The sequence below is a fragment of the Alcanivorax sp. S6407 genome (assembly GCF_023016115.1).
GTDB lineage: Bacteria > Pseudomonadota > Gammaproteobacteria > Pseudomonadales > Alcanivoracaceae > Alcanivorax.
Window position 1 is genome coordinate 907,433 of sequence record NZ_JALKBH010000002.1, and the last position, 18,172, is coordinate 925,604.

Sequence of the window (18,172 nt, forward strand, 5' to 3'; positions counted from 1 at the left end):
ACTCCGGGAGAGTTGCCGTGCCCCGTTTGCGCCATCTTGGCTTGCCTGTATCCCTGCTGACCCTAGCCGTTTCCCCACTTGCCAACGCTGAAGACAACACCAACGAGCTGCAAGCGGTAACGGTGTCTGCCACCCGCTCCAACAGCGAGGTGGGCAAAACGCCCCAGAAAATCACGGTGATCAGCAAGCAGGAAATCGAGCAGCAGCTGCGCATGACCTCGGACCAGTCCCAGGTACTGAGCAATCTGATTCCGTCCTACACGCCCAGCCGCCAGAAACTGACCAACGCCGGTGAGACTTTCCGCGGCCGCGCGCCCCTGTTCCTGATTGATGGCATTCCCCAATCCAACCCGCTGCGCGATGGCTCCCGGGATGGTTACACCATCGACCTGTCCATGGTGGAGCGCATCGAGGTGATCCATGGCGCCAGCGCCGAACATGGCCTGGGCGCCACCGGCGGGATCATCAATTTCGTCACTCGCCGCCCTGAATCCGGCACCGTGAACCAGCACATTGGGGTACAGGCCACCGCCCCCACCAACGACATCAAATCCGACAGCCTCAGCTACAAGGTGGACTATCGCGTTGATGGCATGGCCGGCAATCTGGACTACCTGCTGGGCGTCAGCTACGTGGACCGCGGCATGTTCTACGATGCGGACGGCGATTACATCGGCGTGGATGGTACCCAGGGTGACATCATGGATTCGCAGAGCGGGGACGTGTTCGTCAAGCTCGGCTACTGGCTCACTGACGAGCAGAACATCCAGCTGTCCGTGAATCGCTTTGAACTGGAAGGCAACCATGACTACGTCGCGGTTGACGGCGACTGGGCCAACGGTATTCCCACCACATCCGCAAAGGGAATGCCGGAAGGCGACGCCCCCATGAACGAGGTGACCACTGCCGGGCTGACCTATACCCACAGCAACCTCGGTGGTAATCACTTCACCGCCCAGCTGTACAGCCAGACCTTCAAGGGCCGTTATGGCGGCGGAGCTTTCGCCACCTTCCAGGATCCTGTCTACGGGCCCAACCTGTATGACCAGTCCCAGAACGAGTCCGACAAGATTGGCGGCAAGCTGACCCTGAGCCGGAATGGCATGCTGGATAACCGCCTCAAGCTGACCACCGGCCTGGATATCATGCAGGACGAGACCACCCAGATTCTGGCCCAGACCGGCCGCGAATGGGTACCGGAAACCCAGTTCCGCAATATCGCCCCTTTCCTGCAGGCTGAAGTATCGCCCACCGAGCAGCTAATCCTGCAGGCCGGGGTACGTTACGAGTACGCGGAACTGAACGTGGACGACTTCACCACTCTCGCCTCCTACGGTAGCGAACAGGTAAAAGGCGGCAACCCGGACTTTGACGAAACCCTGTTCAACTACGGTGTGGTTTTTCAGGCTACAGAGAATACCCAGCTATTCGCCAACTACTCGGAAGGCTTCGGCATGCCGGACGTGGGTCGAGTGCTGCGCGGCATCAATGTGCCGGACCAGAACGTGGAAGACTTCCTCGACCTGCAGCCTATCCTGACTGACAACACCGAAATAGGTGTACGCCTGAACGGCGAGCGCAGCCATCTGCAGATCAGCCACTTCAGCTCCGACTCGGACCTGGGCCAGCGGCTGGAAAACAATGGCGGCGTATTTGAAGTAAAAAGGGAGCGTACCGAGATTCAGGGCATCGAGGCCGAGGCCGGCTGGCAGTTCAATGCCTCCCATGCCCTCAATGCCACCTATGCCCATACGTCAGGCAAGTACGACGATGATGAAGATGGCAACGTGGATACCCGTCTGGACGGCAACAACATCGCCCCGGACAGCTTCCAGCTGCGCTGGATTGCCCAGTGGACCAGCAAACTGGACTCCCAGTTGCAGGGTACCCACTACTTCAACAAGGACTTCGAAGGTGACATCAACGACTTCACCGCCTACCAGCTGGTAGATCTCAGCCTCGGCTATGACCTGCCCAAAGGGGAACTGACCGCCGGGGTGGAAAACCTTTTCAACGAGGACTATTTCACCTACTACGCGCAGGCAGCCACCACCCGTGATGACCGCAACTTCAAGGGTCGCGGCCGCACCTTTACCCTGGGCTACAGCCTGGATTTCTGAACCAGGATGACTCCACAGGCAGCCGTTGGCTGCCTGTGGGTTTACCCGCCGAAGCCAACCTGATGCGCTCATTGCTGTTCACCCTGCACAAATACACCGGCCTGACCTTGGGCATACTGCTGGTTATCAGCGGCCTTACCGGCAGCCTGCTGGTGTTTCACGACGCGCTGGATGAGCAACTCACCCCTGCCCTGATCACCGACGGCGACAGCCTGGCGCCACTCAGCGTGGTGATCGCCAACGCCGAGGCCGCCACCGGGAAAACGGCCCAACGTATCGATCTGTCGCGCCAGCCTGGCAGCCCTCACACCCTGCGCTTTGCCAAAAACCCTGACGCCGCCGGCCCGTTGCAGGTGAGCGTCTCCCCCTATTCCGGCGAAGTCCTCGCCGTGCGTGACTGGGGGCACTATCCCATGACCTGGCTGTACCGGCTGCACTACACCCTGCTGGCCGGCAATAACGGCAAGATCGTCGTCGGCATTCTTGGCCTGTGCCTGCTGGGTTTCTGTGTTACCGGGGTCGCGCTGTGGTGGCCGACAGGCAAACGCAAGGGCAAATGGAAACGCAATCTGACGGTAAAGCGCGGCGCAGGGCGCTATCGCCTGCACTTTGATCTGCACCAGGTCGCCGGCATCTACCTGTTGCCGGTACTGCTGGTTATTGCGTTCTCCGGTGTCAGTCTGGTGTTTGGCAAACAGGTCAGCGCCATCGTCGGCACGACCCTGCCCCTGCAGGAGCGCCCATCCCCTTCCTCTCTCCCCGGCGAAGGCGCGCCACTCTCAGCGGATGACGCAGTGGCACTGGCCCGGTCTCATTTTCCCGACGCGTTACTACGGCGTCTGTATTTACCAGCAGACCCCAATGGCAGTTATCGTGTCGCTTTCACCCTGCCCGACGACGCCTGGCAAGAGCATGGCGCCAACAACCTGTGGCTGGATCAATATAGCGGCGAGCGACTGGCACTCTGGCAAATCAGCCAGCTACCCGCCGGCAGCCAATTCATGAGCTGGCAGTTTCCCCTGCATAATGGTGACGCCCTCGGACTTCCCGGCCGGCTTGTGGTAATGCTAAGCGGGCTCGCCCCCTTGCTGTTCTTTATCACAGGCTGCTATCTCTGGTGGACCAAGCGCCAGCTGAAGCGCAAGGCCAGCCAACGCCGCCAGCCTCGCACCTGATTCAGAGCCCGCCCCTCTCCCTGTTCGTATCCAAACCTCGCCCCGAACAAGCCCCGCCACCTCGCGCTGACAAAATCCGCCATAGATAGCAGTATTTGGAACAGGGCAGAGTCCGCGACAACCCCGTACCATCACGTGATAAAGATCAGAAAATTTGCATACTGTAATAACCACTTCGGGAGGCCCCATGAAACACTTGCTGATCCCCCTGCTATTGATGTGCAGCGTCGCTCATGCCTTCGACCATGGCCGCTGGGATACGCTGCTCAAAGAGCATGTCACCCCCCTGCGAGGCGGAGTGGCCACGGCGGTGGACTACAATGGCATGGATACGGACCGCCAGGATCTGCAGGGCTACCTTAATGCGCTGTCAGCGGTCACCACGGCAGAGTTTCAGCAATGGCCCAGTGATGAGCAACTTTCCTTCCTGATCAATGCCTACAACGCTTTCACCGTAGAACTGATTCTTCTTGAAGGACAACCTGATTCCATTCGTGATATCGGCAATATCTTTTCTGGCCCCTGGGACAAGGAATTCTTTTCCCTACTCGGCCAGCCGCGCACCCTGGATGAAGTGGAGCACGAAATGATCCGCGGCAATCCGGAACTGATGGACCCACGCATCCACTTCGCCGTGAACTGTGCCTCCATCGGCTGCCCGGCACTGCGCCCGGAAGCCTACACCGCCGACAGACTGGCCGCGCAACTGCAAGACAGCGCGGTAAAGTTTCTCAGCGACACACAGCGCAATCGCTTCAATGCCGACAGCAACGCACTGGAAATTTCGAAAATCTTTGACTGGTATGAAGGGGATTTTGAGGACGCCGCTGGCAGCGTGGCCGAATATCTGCTGCCCTATGCGGACCAGCTTGGTGTTCCTGCAGCCCTGCGCAAAACCCTGAAAGAAGACAACATCCGCATCCGCCATCTTGACTACGACTGGCAACTGAACAAACAGTAGCCGGACGCCGATGATGAAACCGTAGGGCGGAAATGGGCCCATGCCCATCTCCGCCATTTTCACCAAACAGGCCACATCAACAGCAATCCGGCATCAAGCTCCCCGCCCCATTCCCTCAACACGTTGAGCTTCCTGCAATATCACCTTCGTAGCGAGGCGCCACGAAGCCTTCCAGGGTTTCGGGTTTTCGCTGTTAACTATTCACTATTAACTGTTAACTATTAATTGCCCTTCAAAGATACTCGAGCGCCTGCGCCACATTACTCACACCGATCACTTCAACACCATCAGGCAGATTCCGTGGCAGGTTGGCTTTCGGCACGATGGCTTTCTTGAAGCCATGCTTTACCGCTTCATAAAGGCGCTCCTGCCCCTGTGGCACCGGCCGGATTTCCCCGGACAACCCCACTTCACCAAATACCACCAGTTCTCGCTCCAGAGCACGGTCCCGGAAGCTGGAGACAATGGCCAGCACCTGGGCCAGGTCCGCCGCGGTTTCGGTGACCTTCACACCGCCTACCACGTTCATGAACACGTCCTGATCGCCCACCTGAATGCCGCCATGGCGGTGCAATACCGCCAGCAACATGGCCAGCCGGTTGCCTTCCAGGCCCACGCACACCCGGCGGGGGTTGCCGAAGTGGGAAGCATCCACCAGCGCCTGCAACTCTACCAGCAGCGGCCGGGTCCCTTCCCACACCACCGTTACCAGTGAGCCTGAGGCAATCTCGTCGGCACGATTGAGGAAAATCGCCGAGGGGTTTTTCACTTCCTTGAGGCCCTCGCCGGTCATGGCGAAGACCCCCAGCTCATTCACTGCGCCGAAGCGGTTCTTCAAACCACGCAGGGTGCGAAAACGAGAGTCAGTGGAACCTTCCAGCATTAGCGAGCAGTCGATCATGTGCTCCAGCACCTTGGGGCCGGCCAGGGTGCCGTCCTTGGTGACGTGGCCCACCAGCAACAACACGGTGCCGGTCTGCTTGGCAAAACGAGTCAGGGCCGCAGCACATTCGCGCACCTGAGCCACGCTACCGGGCGCGGACTGCAATGCCGCCAGAAACATGACCTGGATGGAATCCACCACCAGAATCCTTGGCTGCTCCTTACGGGCCAGCTCAAGAATCTGCTCCACGTCGGTTTCTGCCGCCAGGCGCAGCTTGTCCTTGGGCAACTTGAGGCGGTCGGCGCGCATGGCTACCTGGGAAAGGGATTCCTCACCGGTGATGTAGAGGCACTTTTGCGTGTCAGCCAGCTTGCACAGGGTCTGCAATAACAGAGTGGATTTACCGGCACCCGGGTGGCCACCAATCAGGATCGCTGAACCGGGCACCAGACCTCCGCCCAACACCCGGTCCAGCTCGCCCATGCCGGAACCGATACGCGGCGTTTCTTCCAGCACGATCTCGTCCAGGTTCTGCACCTCGGACAATTGCCCGGCAAAACCACCACGACTACCCGCGCCTTTCGACATTGGCGTGGCCGGGTCGTGCACAAATTCCTGCAAGGTATTCCAGGCACCACAGGAGGGACACTGGCCCTGCCACTTGGGGGTATCACCACCGCAATCGGTGCAGACAAAGGCGATTTTTTTCTTGGCCACAACAAATCCTTCTTGTGCAGGCGAATCTACGGAGCCGCTGTAGGAACGTAGCGCAGCGGAGTAACGCACGGAGTGCGGCCCGTAGGCTGAGCGAAGCGAATAACACTACTTGAGGCGCGAACAAACAGTTTCGAGTTGCGAGAAGCGAGTTTCGAAACTCGTTACTCGCTAACGCTCGGATTCGCGCCTCAAGTGGCGCTCCTACAGTAGCACCGGATCAAACGATAATACGTTCGGGACGGCTGGTGATCTGGCAGAACAATTCATAGCTGATGGTGCCGCAGGCTTTCGCCACCGCATCCACGTCCACCGCATCGCCCCACAGCTCAACCTCATCGCCCACATGGGCATCGATACCATTCAGGTCGATGGTGAGCATGTCCATGGACACTCGCCCTACCAGCACGGAGGGTTCGCCGTTGATGGCCACCGGAGTACCGCTGGGAGCATGGCGGGGGTAACCGTCACCGTAACCCACCGCCACTACGCCCACCCGGCCCGCTTGCGCTGCCGTCCAGGTGGCACCATAGCCCACCGCTTCACCCGGCTGGATGTCATTGATGGCGATTAACCTGGCGCTAAAGCGATGACTGACTTGCAGGCCGATTTCAGCGGCGCTCCTCCAGGTAAAAGGCGAGGAGCCGTAGAGCATGATACCGGGGCGCACCCGTTTGCCATGGGAATGGGGATAGCGAATCAGGGCGGCTGAATTGGCAGCCGACAAAGGCAGACCGAGACCGTCCGCCACTTCCTGGGCCAGCATCAGCTGGCGGGCCGTGCGGTCATCCTGTTCGTCATCGGCGCAGGCGAAGTGTGTCATCACCCCCACCGGCTTCATGCCGGCAGCGGCCAGCTGCTCGGCTGCCTGCAGGGCAATGGCCGGGCGCAAACCCAGGCGGTTCATGCCAGTATTGATTTTCAGCCAGATACGATCGTTCTCGCCGGGATTTTCCAATAGCAGAGTCACCTGCCAGGGCGAGTGGACCACCACGTCAAGCGACAACTGTCGCACCTCATGCAGCTCGTCCAGATCGAAAAACCCTTCGGCCACCAGAATTGGCGCGCCAATACCCGCTTCACGCAACTGCCGGGCTTCCTCCAGCAGCGCCACGCCAAACCCATCCACCTCCGTCTGCATGGCACTGGCCGCATTGATCAGGCCATGACCATAACCATTAGCCTTGACCATGGCGAACACCTCGGCATCACCTGCCAGCTGTTTCGCCCGACCAGCGTTGTGCGCCAGAGCTGCATTTCGAATTTCGACCCGGGTACCGCGCATGATCACATCCGCCAGAGGCCACACGCCCAACGCTCGACGCTACGCATTGTGTTCACGTCAGGCGTCAGGCATCCGGCGTCAAGCGCCTTATTCATCCATTGCTGCCAGCTGGGCATAGTATTCCGGTGCCAGATCATCGAAGCGGGAAAACTGGCCCTGGAAGGCCAGCCGCACGGTGCCGATGGGACCGTTACGCTGCTTGCCGATGATTACCTCAGCCACGCCTTTTTCATTGGTGTCCTTGTTGTACACCTCGTCCCGGTACAGGAAGGTGATCAAGTCGGCATCCTGCTCGATGGCCCCGGATTCACGAAGATCCGACATCACCGGGCGCTTGTTGGGGCGTTGTTCCAGCGAGCGGTTAAGCTGGGACAAGGCCAGAACCGGACAATTCAATTCCTTGGCGATCCCTTTCAGGGAGCGGGAGATTTCCGAGATTTCGTTTACCCGGTTATCCACCCCGGGCACCTGCATCAGCTGCAGGTAATCCACCATGATGCAGCCAATTTCACCGCCACACTCCCGGGCCACCCGGCGGGCACGGGCGCGCATTTCCAGCGGGCTCAGGGCCGGGGTGTCGTCGATATAGAACTTCTGCTCACTGAGCATGTGAATGGCAGAGGTAATCCGCGGCCAGTCATCCTTTTCCAGATTACCGGAACGCACCGAGGTCTGGTTGATACGCCCCAGGGAGGCGAGCATCCGCATAACGATGGAGTCCGCGGGCATTTCCATGGAGAACACCAGCACCGGCTTGCCGGCCTTGATGGCCACGTTCTCACACAGGTTCATGGCGAAGGTGGTCTTACCCATGGAAGGACGACCGGCGATGACCACCATGTCCGAGGGCTGCAAACCACCGGTCATCTTGTCCAGTTCATCGAAGCCGGTGGTCACCCCCGTGATGGCGCTCTTGTTCTTGTAGAGCTCATCGATCCGGTCCACGGTCTTCTTGAGCACGGTCTTGATGTCCTGGGGACCGGAGCCTTTCTTCTGCTGCTCGGCAATCTCGAAGATGGCAGATTCTGCCTTGTCGAGAATTTCCAGCGACTTTCGTCCTTCCGGGTTAAACGCGCTGTCCGCCACATCGTGAGACACATTGATCAGCTGACGCAGGATGCTGCGCTCACGGACAATCTCGGCGTAGGCAGTAATGTTGGCCGCACTGGGGGTGTTACGGGCCAGTTCCGACAGGTAGGTCATGCCGCCGATATCTTCCAGCTGACCCAGCTGACCCAGCGCCTGGGATACGGTTACCAGGTCACAGGGATTCTCTTCCTCCACCAGCTGGGCAATCACCTCGAAGATCTGGCGGTGGGCCTTGCGGTAAAAGTCCCGCGCCCCCACCCGCTCGGCCACATCATCCCAGGCACTGTTGTTCAGCAGCAGCCCCCCCAAAATCGCCTGTTCCGCTTCAACGGAATTGGGCGGAATCTTCAGGTTTTCAGGAAGATGTTTATCCAGCGATACGGGTTCGTTCATGGGGTAATCAGGACTCAGTTATGAGCCGCAAGCTTCAAGCTGCAAGCTGCAACACGGGCACAGTCACCATTATTGGAGAGGCCATCACCCGCGCCCCGGACTTTCGGCGCGGCTGCAGACGTTCAAAATCAAGAGAAGCTGTGGTCGCGTTGTAGCTTGCAGCTTGAAGCTTGTAGCTGCCATTAAAAAGGGCACTGCCCTCTCGGACAATGCCCTGATTCTGTCACCGTGCCCCGCAAGGGGCAAACCGGTTGTCAGTTACTGTCGATTACTCGGCAGGAACCACAGCCAGCTTGATGGTCACGGTCACGTCGGCGTGCAGAACCACGTCGATTTCGAACTCACCGGTCACGCGCAGAGCGCCGTGGGGCAGCTTCACTTCAGCTTTCTCGACTTCCACGCCAGTGGAGGAAGAAATAGCTTCAGCGATGTCGCGGGTACCCACAGAACCGAACAGCTTGCCTTCGTCACCGGCCTTGGCGGCGATGGTTACGGTAGCTTCGTTCAGCTTCTCGGCACGTTCCTGAGCAGCACCCAGCTGCTCGGCAGCGGCTTTTTCCAGCTCGGCACGACGTGCTTCCACTTCGGCCAGGTTAGTCTTGGTGGCCGGCAGAGCCTTGCCCTGGGGGATCAGGAAGTTACGGCCGTAGCCGGAACGTACGTCAACCACAGCACCCAGGTCACCCAGGTTCTTGATAGTTTCCAGCAGGATCACTTGCATGATAGTAGTCCCCTCGGCTTAGCTGTCGTGGCTGTCAGTGTACGGCAGCAGCGCCAGGTAGCGGGCCTGCTTGATAGCAGAGGCCAGCTGACGCTGATAGCGTGCCTTGGTGCCGGTGATACGGCTGGGCACGATCTTGCCAGTTTCGGTGATGTAGGCTTTTAGGGTGTCGAGATCTTTGTAATCGATGTACTCAACACCTTCCGCGGTGAAGCGGCAGAACTTGCGGCGGCGATAAAAACGGGCCATTGGATATCTCCTGTTTAATCCTGATTGAGGGGTTCCAGCGTTTGGGCAATCAGTTGCAAACGGTCCCGGGCGTCTCCCTTGTAACCGGCCCTGCTCAGGCATCCGGTCACCTTGATCCGCTGACCCTCTTGCAGGCCCTGGGCCTGTCGGGTCATCCCGCCCGCCAGTATCACGGCGATGCGGGCCTGGACTTCACGGGGATGTCCGTCTTCCAGCTGGCGGGAGCGATGCTCGAGCCACAGCCGTTGGCGGGGTACCCCTGCCGGTGTCAGTGCGACCTTTTCCAAGGTGACGATTACACCGGTGAGTTCACAGCGATTGCTTTCCAAAATTAGCTGGCAGCCCCCTCCTTCTCTTCGTTCTTCGCCAGGGGCGACGGCTCGGTAACAGCGTTGTCGCGACGAATCACGAGGTGACGGATTACGGCATCGTTAAAGCGGAAAGTGTTTTCCAGCTCGGCCAGGGTTTCGCCGTCACATTCGATGTTCAACATCACATAGTGGGCTTTGTGAATCTTGTTGATGGAGTAGGCCAGCTGGCGACGACCCCAATCTTCAAGACGGTGGATGGTGCCCTTGCCATCAGTCACGATCGCGCTGTAACGCTCGACCATGGCAGGCACCTGCTCGCTCTGGTCCGGATGAACCAGGAACACAACTTCGTAATGACGCATGATAGCTCCTTACGGTTGAGACACCTCACGGTGTCAGATCAGCTTCCCGTTCGTCTGACGACATCCCGGTGAAGCAAGGAGACCCGGCCTCACACCATGAAAACACGGGGGAGACGCAGGAAGCGCGCGATTCTATCCCATCCACCCCGTCGGGCTCAAGGCATATCCATTGCCAATTGCGGTGCGCCGTCGTATCCTGATTCGAAACAAAACGCTACAAACGCTTACAAAAAGCGTCGTCTACCCTAACCCTCTGATTTATGAGGGAAAACAAAAACAAACGGGATACGACCATGCACCTCAAAGCCCTGGCCCTTGGCCTGAGCAGTTTTTGCTTGCTGTCTCCGCTGCATGCCGAGGACAGCCTTCCGCCATGCGGCAGCCCGGTGGATGTGCCGGCCAAGCCGGACCTGGAGGCCTACCCGGATTACTCCGATTTCCTGCTGCAGATCATGAAATACAAGCAGGCCAGCCAGCTGCAGAGCGCCCATCAGGCCACCTGCCCGGAGGATTACCGCCCGCAGAAGGTGGCCAGCAACGACCCCACCGTGATTCTGGAACCGGAAACCCTGGATAGCGCCCTGGCCCGCACCGCGCAGATAACACCCATCGATTACCAGACCCATCCCACCTGGTATGAGCGCACCACCTCACGCAGCTTCCAACTGCCCCAGCTGGCCGCCACCGGCCTTTCCGGGGAGCACATTCGCACCCTGCTCGGCAATGCCGGCAGTGATGAGCCGCTGGTGCTACCCATGACCATCGTCGGCATGCAGCTGGACGGGGTCAATGATGGCGGCGACGCCCAGCACCAGGAATCCGACATGGTCTACGGCACCCTGGGCGCGAGAGAAAACCAGGCCGCCATTGCCGCTTTCACGGCAGACAACCTGCCGTTGATCACCAGCATCTATTTCGCCGGCAACCTGACCTTCTACTATGACCCGAATGGCGACATGGTTCGCATTGAGGGGATCGCGTACGGGGAGATGTAACACCATGATCCGGGGCAACGTCATTCTGCGCCTGATTCTGATTGTTGGACTGTGTTATCCGCTGGCCAGCCTGGCCGGCCCGGATCTCACAGACGAGCAACAGGGCATGCTGGAGCAAGCCCTGGGGCCGCGCCCGGAAATCCGCAACTACGACCGTCAGGACCAGTTCGTCACCGATCTGCTGGCCTGGAAAGCCAGACGCAAGGAACTGACGGACAGGCTACTGGAGGGCGAAGCCATACTACCCCCCGAACCGGAAAAGCCTGATGACTGGCACCATGTCACCGGCCCGGAAGATCTGGACACCGCACTACAGAATGCCGAAGGCTACCAACAGCCCAACTACAAGGAAGCCCGTCGCTACGACCGCACCACCCACCTGAGCTTCCCCCTGCCACCGCTGGGCAAGCAGCAACTGGCCAGGGAACAACTGAAACCGGTGCGACCACCACTCAAAGGCAACCACCGCCAGCCCAGCACTGAGACGCAGCGCCTGCTGAGCCACGCCGGGGAGCAGTGAATAGTTAACAGTGAATAGTTAACAGCGTCGCGATCCTGGTTTTCGATGCCTGAAAGCAAAGAGGCCGCGCCCGGGAGTTGGGCGCGGCCTCTTTGCTTTGGAAAACAGCAAGCGTTGCTCGCGCAACTGTTCACTATTCACTGTTAACTGTTAACTGCTCTTCTGCGCCCGAACCGCAAACAACACCACCCCCGTCGCCACGGACACATTCAGGCTCTGTACCTCGCCGGCCATGGGAATCTCCAGCAGCTGGTCGCACTTGTCTTTGGTCAGTCGCTTGAGGCCGGCACCTTCGGCACCCATGACCACCGCCAGCGCCTCCGGCGCCTGGAAGTCGAACAGGGAGGTACTGCGCTCTTCCAGCGCGGTACCGACCACCTGCACGCCCCGCTCCTTGATCTGATCCAGCAGGGTCGCCAGGTTGCCCACTTCGTAATAGGCCAGGCTTTCCGCCGCCCCCACGGCGGTACGGCAAGCCACCGGGGTCAGGCCGGCGGCGCCGCGACGTGGCACGATCACCGCCTGCACACCAGCCGCATCGGCGCTGCGCAGGCAGGCGCCCAGATTATGGGGATCGGTGACATTTTCCAGGATCAGCAGGAAGGGATTGGCCGGCTTGCCATCCAGCCACTTGAGCAAGGCATTTTCATCTGCCGCCTTGCGCGGACGGGCCCGGGCCACGATGCCCTGATGCTGGGGACCGGCATGCTTCTCCAGCACCTCACGACGGGCGCGCTGCACCGCAATACCGAAATCCTTTGCGGCACGGATCATGGCTTCCAGCCGCGGCTCTTCGCGCTCGGCACGGGAGTCCTGGACAAACAGCTCCAGCACCGCCTCGGGGCGATGCCGCAACAGCGCCTCCACCGCGTGGAAGCCGGAATACATCAGGGGTTTCTGGGCTTTACTCATTGAGACGCCTGCACGCTACATGCACCACGCAACACGCGGTGGAAAAAGAGAGAGGTGGGAGCGTGCCTGCAATCGATTTACCTTTCGCACCGTTAGCGCGAATCGCTTGCAGGCAAGCTCCTACAGAATGAAGAGAAGCCTAGCTCTTCTTGGTGCGCCGCGCCGCCTTTTTACCGCGGGGCGGGCCCTTGCGCTTGGCCTTGGGCTTGGGGATATCGCCCTTGGCCAGTTTTTCGCGTTCGGACGGACCTTTCTTCGCCGAGGCGGATTGACCCTCGCCCTTCTGGCCTGCACGCCCCCTGCCGCCCTGCTTGCTACCGCTCTTGGGACGGCCCTTGCGGGACGGGGTGGAAGACTCCAGCTGCAGGTCGATCTTGCGATCCTCTGTGTGCACCGCAGCCACACGCACCGTCACGGAATCGCCCAGACTGAAGGTACGACCACTACTCTCACCCTTGAGGCTCAGGTTCACCTCATCAAAGTGATAGTAGTCGCTGTCCAGGTTGGCCACGTGCACCAGGCCGTCGATATGCAGCTCGTTGAGCTGAACGAACAGACCGAAGTTGGCCACGCCGCTGATCACGCCCTCGAAGACTTCACCGATGCGCGATTCCATAAACTGGCACTTGAGCCAGGAAATTACGTCACGGGTGGCATCATCGGCACGGCGTTCAGTCATGGAACACTGCTCGCCAATCACCACCATGTCGGCCTGATTATAAGGCGCAATCTTTTCCCGCGGGATGGCCGGCAACTTGCCCGGATTGTCCACGTGGGCCGGCATTGCCTCGCTGCGAATCAGGAAACGGATGGCGCGATGCACCAGCAGATCAGGATAACGACGAATCGGCGAAGTAAAGTGGGTGTAAGCCTTATAGGAAAGGCCAAAATGCCCCTTGTTCTCGGCCTCGTACTTGGCCTGGGTCATGGAGCGCAGCATCATGGTCTGAATCACGTTGCGATCCGGGCGGTCCAGAATCTGCTCACGCAGTTGCTGGAACACGGCGGGCTTTGGCGCGCCTTCTGACCAGGCAATACTCAAGCCCAGACCTCCCAGGAATTGCTGCAGCTTGCTCAGGCGCTCTTCCTTGGGCGGCTCGTGGTTCCGGTACAACGCCGGAACCTTTGCCTTCTCCAGCAACTTGGCCGCACAGATGTTGGCGGCCAGCATGGCCTCCTCGATCATGATATGTGCCACGTTGCGCACCACCGGCACCATGCCTTCGATCTTGTGATTTTCATCGTAGATGATGCGGGTTTCTTCGCTGTCGAAGTCGATGGCACCACGCTCTACCCGGCGCTTGCGCAGCGCCAGGAACATCTCGTGGTACGCCCACAGCATATCCAGGGATTCATCATCCAGGCCGGCCACGGTCTCCCGGGCCAGTTCGGATTCCGGCTCCTCGATCATGGCGCCCACCTTGGTATAGGTGAGGCGGTGGCGGGAGCGCATTACCCCTTCGCGGAACACGAAACCGGACAACCGGCCATTGGCGGAGATGGTCATGTCGCAATACAGACACAGCCGGTCCACATGGGGGTTGAGGGAACACAGACCATTGGACAGTGCTTCCGGCAACATGGGGATCACCCGGTTGGGGAAGTACACCGAATTACCACGCTTGGCCGCTTCACGATCCAGCGCCGAACCCGGATAGACATAATGACTGACATCGGCGATAGCCACGATCAGGCGCCAGCCGCCACGGGGACGACGCTCTACATATACCGCATCATCAAAGTCACGGGCATCTTCGCCATCAATGGTCACCAACGGCAGATCACGGAGATCCACCCGGTTGGCCTTGGCCTTGTGAGGCACCGCATCACCAAAGGCGTTGGCCTGCTCTTCGACGCCTTCCGGCCAGACGTGGGGAATTTCAAAGCGACGCAGGGCCACCTCGATTTCCATGCCGGCCTGATCCGGGGTCGCAATCACTTCTTCCAGACGCACCAGCACATGATGGTCACGGCTGGGGTACTGGGTAATGGTGGCGCGGACATGGTCACCGGGATTGGGCTTGATGCCGTTCTTGTCCTCAACCAGGACTTCCTTGGTGATGCGGCGGTTTTCCGGCTCGATAAAGCTGATACCAGCTTCACGATAGTAACGGCCCACCACTTCCGTAGTGACACGTTCGGTGATTTCCACGATACGGGCTTCTTTCTTGCCGAAGCGGTTCACGCCGGCATCGGAAACCAGCACCCGGTCACCATCCATGACCTTTTCCATCTGCCGCGGCCCCAGAAACAGATCGCTCTGGGTCTTGTCGTCAGGAATCAGGAAGCCGAAGCCATCCTTGTGGCCCTGGATTTTTCCGGGGATCAGGTCCATGCGGGAGACCACACCGACCTTGCCGTTGCGGTTCTGTACCAGCTGGGCATCGCGCAGCATGGCTCTGACACGGCGGTCGAGACCGACTTCGCCGTCCTCGCCCACCTCCAGCAGCTCCGCGAGCTCGTCGAAGGACAGGGGTTTACCCTGATCATTGAGTACGTCCAGGATCAGCTCACGGCTGGGCACCGGGTTTTCGTACTTTTCCGCCTCTCGGTCGGCATGGGGGTCGCGATAACGTTTTTTTGGGGGCATTGAAGATTTTTTCGAAAAGGGGTTTGACATCCCGCCATCATATACTAGAATGCACGCGCTTTCGCGATGAACCTTACGTGAAACGGTAAAAACTTTACCGACAAGCACTTAAGGGACAGAACGAAAATGCCGAGGTGGTGAAATTGGTAGACACGCTAGCTTCAGGTGCTAGTGGGGGCAACCCCGTGGAGGTTCAAGTCCTCTCCTCGGCACCAATTTCGAAAGGGCTCCCAGACGGGGGCCCTTTTTCGTTTCAGGCCTACCGTCACCGGTCTTACGACACTGAGAGGTAGCTATGATCATTACCCCCCTACGCAACCTTGTTGCTGCCAGTCTGTTTGCCCTGGGCCTGTTTCTGACGCCCGTTGCGACTTACGCCGCAGACAATGAAGCCAGTACTGCCAGCGAAATCCATCCGGATATCGCCAGAGCGGATGCCCAGCGCGAAAAGGAAGCCCAACGCAAGCGCTACCTGCTGCTGTTCCCCGCGGCAGTGGTCGTGATCACTGTCGGCCTGATCGTGATCACCCGCCGCAAGCGCTGATATTAATGTGCGGCTTCACCAGAAGCCGCCTCATGCGTCCCGCGCCCGATAAAGCCCTGCGCAATCATCCGGCGCAAAAACGGATCTGCTTCGCTGTCACCCACATCAGCAAAATCGGTGCTTGGCCAACGCGCCCAGCGCAGAAACGTTTCCTCCGCCGGCACGCTATCCAGCTCCACCAGCTGCCAGACCGTCTCGCCCTCGGCAATACGCGCCGGCACTCCCGCCGCCTCGACCCACTGCACCCGGCTGTCACCACGGACATACTCGCTGACCGTACACCCCTGCACGACCCCGGCCTCGCCGTCTTTCAGCGCATAACCCAGTGACGCAGGCGCAGGCCATCCGGCCACAGACTGCCAGTCAGCCCCGCGATTGAGGGCCTCAAGGTCCGCAGCCGGATACCAGATGGAACGCTGATACTGGGGAAAGGCCCGCAACAGGGATGGCGTCCGGGTCTCGCCGGACCAGACATTAATCACCGCACCCTGCCTCCAGGCCACACGCTGGTCATCACGGAAAAAGTCCACGCTATAGCGCTGGGTCTGGCCGTAGACATCATAGCGGGCATGCAACACTGAACCCTCGCCGCCCAGGCAGGACGCCCGGACATTGACCGCCAGCAACATCAACAACAGGGCGGTGGTCAGGCGTGCGCGTGTGCTCATGATCACTCCCCGGACGATTGCGGCAGCAGCCCGGCGGCCCGCGCCATGACATGAAAAATCACGTTCTGCTCATGGGTACCGGACAGCAACAACGCTCCCGGCCCCCGCGCCCATACCCCCACATCTTCGCCACCATGGGTTTCGGATGACATCGGCACCAGCGACTCCTGGTGATAGCCCGGCGCCCGGGTATCCACCTGTGACAGATCCTGGCGCCCCGCCTTCACCGGCATCTCCTTGCGCTCATCCGGATTGCCAACGCCCTCGCGCTGCGCAAAGCCCGGACCATTCATATAGCCCAGCGTGGTGTAGGGCATATTATCGGCTGCCAGCAAAGGGGCAGATGCCGGCTCACCATGCTCATCATTACCCACCACCTTGCCCAGGATCGGGTTACCACGAGTGGGGTAGCCGGCAATCGTGAATACGTGACTGTGATCAGCGGTGACAATGATCAATGTCTCCGACGGGTCAGTCTTGTCCATGGCCACCCGAACCGCATCGGAAAACGCGACCGCTTCATTCAGTGCATTAAAGGCACTGCCGGCGTGATGACCATGATCAATACGCCCCCCTTCCACCATCAGAAAATAGCCCTGCTTGTGAGTTGCAAGACGGTCCAGGCTCAGGGCGGTCATCTCGCTCAGCGAGGGCTGATCCAGCTCACTGTCCTGACGCTGGGCGTCATAGGCCATATGACTGGAGGAAAACAGACCGAACAACGGCCCCTGCATGGGCGCCTGCTGCAGCTCGTCGGCACTGGCCACATAATTCCCTTGTGGATGCATGGCCTGCCACTCGCGAATCAGGTTACGACCATCTGCACGGCGCCCGCCCTCTTGCTGCGGCAAGAAATGCCGGCGACCGCCGCCAAGGGCCACTTCCAGCCCATCTCCCACACTGAAGGACACCAGCTGCTCGGCAATATCCCGACAACCCGCCTCACGGGCCGCAGCGGGCATGGCATCATCGGACTCCCAACCCCGCTCCGGGCTCTTGGCATAGGTGGCCGCCGGCGTGGCATGGGTAATCCTTGCCGTCGTAACGATGCCGGTGGCCTTGCCACGGCTCTCGGCAAGCTCCAGGGCCGATACCAGCTCCCTTCCCTGACTGGACTGGCAATCCGCCCGCAAGGCGTTCTCATCCACTGCGATGACCCCGGCCCGGGTCTTCACCCCGGTCATCATTGCCGACATGGTGCCCGCCGAATCCGGCGTCTGCTGGTTGGTGTTGTAGGTCTTGATCAGACCGGTGACCGGAAAATGCTCGAAGCTCAGACGATGCTCTTCGCCGGGATTACCGGCACGCTGGCCGGCCAGAATCCGCGCCGCGGTCACCGTGGAAATGCCCATGCCATCCCCCACAAAGAGAATCACATTACGGGCATGACCGTTGGCCGGTGAACCAAACAGATCCAGGCTCGACTGCACTGCCTGCTCACCGTCGACAAACCAATGTGAAGCCGATTGCTGGTCAGTAACTGACAGCGCTGCACCGATCTCGTTCTGGTTACCGTGCTCGGCACAGCCGACCATCATCGCTATTGCCACGGCCAGACATAAACTGGATTTCAATTTCATAACATCCCCAAAAAGAAGGCTCGATGAATGCGCAAAAAGCAGACGCATCACACCGGCAAAACCGATGACAATTTGAGCACAACTATCGGACAGTTTTATG

At 59.7% G+C, this 18,172-nt stretch carries 17 protein-coding genes and 1 tRNA gene; 7 read left to right on the forward strand and 11 right to left on the reverse strand.

Translation table 11 applies throughout. The features are described from left to right. The first annotated feature begins 17 nt into the window (after positions 1-17). The 3 genes from MWU49_RS07375 to MWU49_RS07385 all read left to right on the forward strand — a co-directional run bounded on the left by MWU49_RS07375 (position 18) and on the right by MWU49_RS07385 (position 4,256). Positions 18-2,120 (forward strand): TonB-dependent receptor, encoded by a 2,103-nt coding sequence (locus MWU49_RS07375; RefSeq protein WP_246970095.1) that lies wholly within the window; start codon positions 18-20, stop codon positions 2,118-2,120. Positions 2,121-2,155: 35 nt separating this feature from the next. Then, positions 2,156-3,295 (forward strand): PepSY-associated TM helix domain-containing protein, encoded by a 1,140-nt coding sequence (locus tag MWU49_RS07380; protein ID WP_246970097.1) that lies wholly within the window; start codon positions 2,156-2,158, stop codon positions 3,293-3,295. 187 nt (positions 3,296-3,482) lie between these two features. Continuing rightward, positions 3,483-4,256 (forward strand): DUF547 domain-containing protein, encoded by a 774-nt coding sequence (locus tag MWU49_RS07385; protein ID WP_246970099.1) that lies wholly within the window; start codon positions 3,483-3,485, stop codon positions 4,254-4,256. 232 nt (positions 4,257-4,488) lie between these two features. On the opposite strand, the gene radA is transcribed toward MWU49_RS07385, so the two are convergent. The 7 genes from radA to rpsF all read right to left on the reverse strand — a co-directional run bounded on the left by radA (position 4,489) and on the right by rpsF (position 10,263). After that, entirely contained in the window at positions 4,489-5,856 is a 1,368-nt protein-coding gene (gene radA / locus MWU49_RS07390; RefSeq protein ID WP_246970101.1) for a DNA repair protein RadA, read from the reverse strand. Between the two features lie 217 nt (positions 5,857-6,073). Continuing rightward, positions 6,074-7,162 carry an alanine racemase gene (alr, locus tag MWU49_RS07395; protein ID WP_246970104.1) on the reverse strand — a complete coding sequence of 363 codons (1,089 nt, stop codon included), beginning with the start codon at positions 7,160-7,162 and terminating at the stop codon, positions 6,074-6,076. A 63-nt stretch (positions 7,163-7,225) separates the two neighbouring features. Next, entirely contained in the window at positions 7,226-8,620 is a 1,395-nt protein-coding gene (gene dnaB, locus MWU49_RS07400; RefSeq protein ID WP_246970107.1) for a replicative DNA helicase, read from the reverse strand. Positions 8,621-8,888: 268 nt separating this feature from the next. Further along, the gene (rplI, locus tag MWU49_RS07405; protein WP_246970110.1) at positions 8,889-9,341 is read right to left on the reverse strand and encodes a 50S ribosomal protein L9; all 453 of its coding nucleotides are present in this window, start codon (positions 9,339-9,341) and stop codon (positions 8,889-8,891) included. Between the two features lie 18 nt (positions 9,342-9,359). Beyond that, a complete protein-coding gene (gene rpsR, locus MWU49_RS07410) occupies positions 9,360-9,590 on the reverse strand; it encodes a 30S ribosomal protein S18 (protein WP_022983792.1) in 231 nt (76 codons plus the stop codon). 14 nt (positions 9,591-9,604) lie between these two features. Then, complete coding sequence (gene priB, locus MWU49_RS07415; protein WP_246970113.1) at positions 9,605-9,919, reverse strand: primosomal replication protein N; 315 nt, start codon at positions 9,917-9,919, stop codon at positions 9,605-9,607. A gap of 2 nt (positions 9,920-9,921) precedes the next feature. Further along, positions 9,922-10,263, reverse strand: coding sequence for a 30S ribosomal protein S6 (gene rpsF, locus MWU49_RS07420; RefSeq protein WP_246970116.1), 342 nt, complete (start codon positions 10,261-10,263; stop codon positions 9,922-9,924). A 293-nt stretch (positions 10,264-10,556) separates the two neighbouring features. Between rpsF and MWU49_RS07425 the strand changes: the two genes are divergently transcribed. Both MWU49_RS07425 and MWU49_RS07430 read left to right on the forward strand, forming a co-directional pair. After that, entirely contained in the window at positions 10,557-11,258 is a 702-nt protein-coding gene (locus MWU49_RS07425) for a hypothetical protein (RefSeq protein WP_246970119.1), read from the forward strand. 4 nt (positions 11,259-11,262) lie between these two features. After that, entirely contained in the window at positions 11,263-11,778 is a 516-nt protein-coding gene (locus MWU49_RS07430) for a hypothetical protein (RefSeq protein WP_246970121.1), read from the forward strand. 150 nt (positions 11,779-11,928) lie between these two features. Here MWU49_RS07430 and rlmB read toward each other — a convergent pair whose 3' ends face one another. Continuing rightward, the gene (gene rlmB / locus MWU49_RS07435; RefSeq protein WP_246970123.1) at positions 11,929-12,690 is read right to left on the reverse strand and encodes a 23S rRNA (guanosine(2251)-2'-O)-methyltransferase RlmB; all 762 of its coding nucleotides are present in this window, start codon (positions 12,688-12,690) and stop codon (positions 11,929-11,931) included. 139 nt (positions 12,691-12,829) lie between these two features. Then, positions 12,830-15,280: a ribonuclease R gene (rnr, locus tag MWU49_RS07440; protein ID WP_246970125.1), complete on the reverse strand. Its 2,451-nt coding sequence runs from the start codon at positions 15,278-15,280 to the stop codon at positions 12,830-12,832. Between the two features lie 128 nt (positions 15,281-15,408). Here rnr and MWU49_RS07445 point away from each other — a divergent pair. Both MWU49_RS07445 and MWU49_RS07450 read left to right on the forward strand, forming a co-directional pair. Continuing rightward, a tRNA-Leu gene (locus MWU49_RS07445) sits at positions 15,409-15,495 on the forward strand. An 80-nt stretch (positions 15,496-15,575) separates the two neighbouring features. Next, positions 15,576-15,824: a hypothetical protein gene (locus tag MWU49_RS07450; RefSeq protein ID WP_246970127.1), complete on the forward strand. Its 249-nt coding sequence runs from the start codon at positions 15,576-15,578 to the stop codon at positions 15,822-15,824. Between the two features lie 2 nt (positions 15,825-15,826). On the opposite strand, the gene MWU49_RS07455 is transcribed toward MWU49_RS07450, so the two are convergent. After that, on the reverse strand, positions 15,827-16,492 hold the full coding sequence (locus tag MWU49_RS07455) for a hypothetical protein (RefSeq protein WP_246970129.1): 666 nt from the start codon (positions 16,490-16,492) through the stop codon (positions 15,827-15,829). 2 nt (positions 16,493-16,494) lie between these two features. Then, a complete protein-coding gene (locus MWU49_RS07460; RefSeq protein WP_246970132.1) occupies positions 16,495-18,072 on the reverse strand; it encodes an alkaline phosphatase in 1,578 nt (525 codons plus the stop codon). Positions 18,073-18,172: the final 100 nt, after the last annotated feature.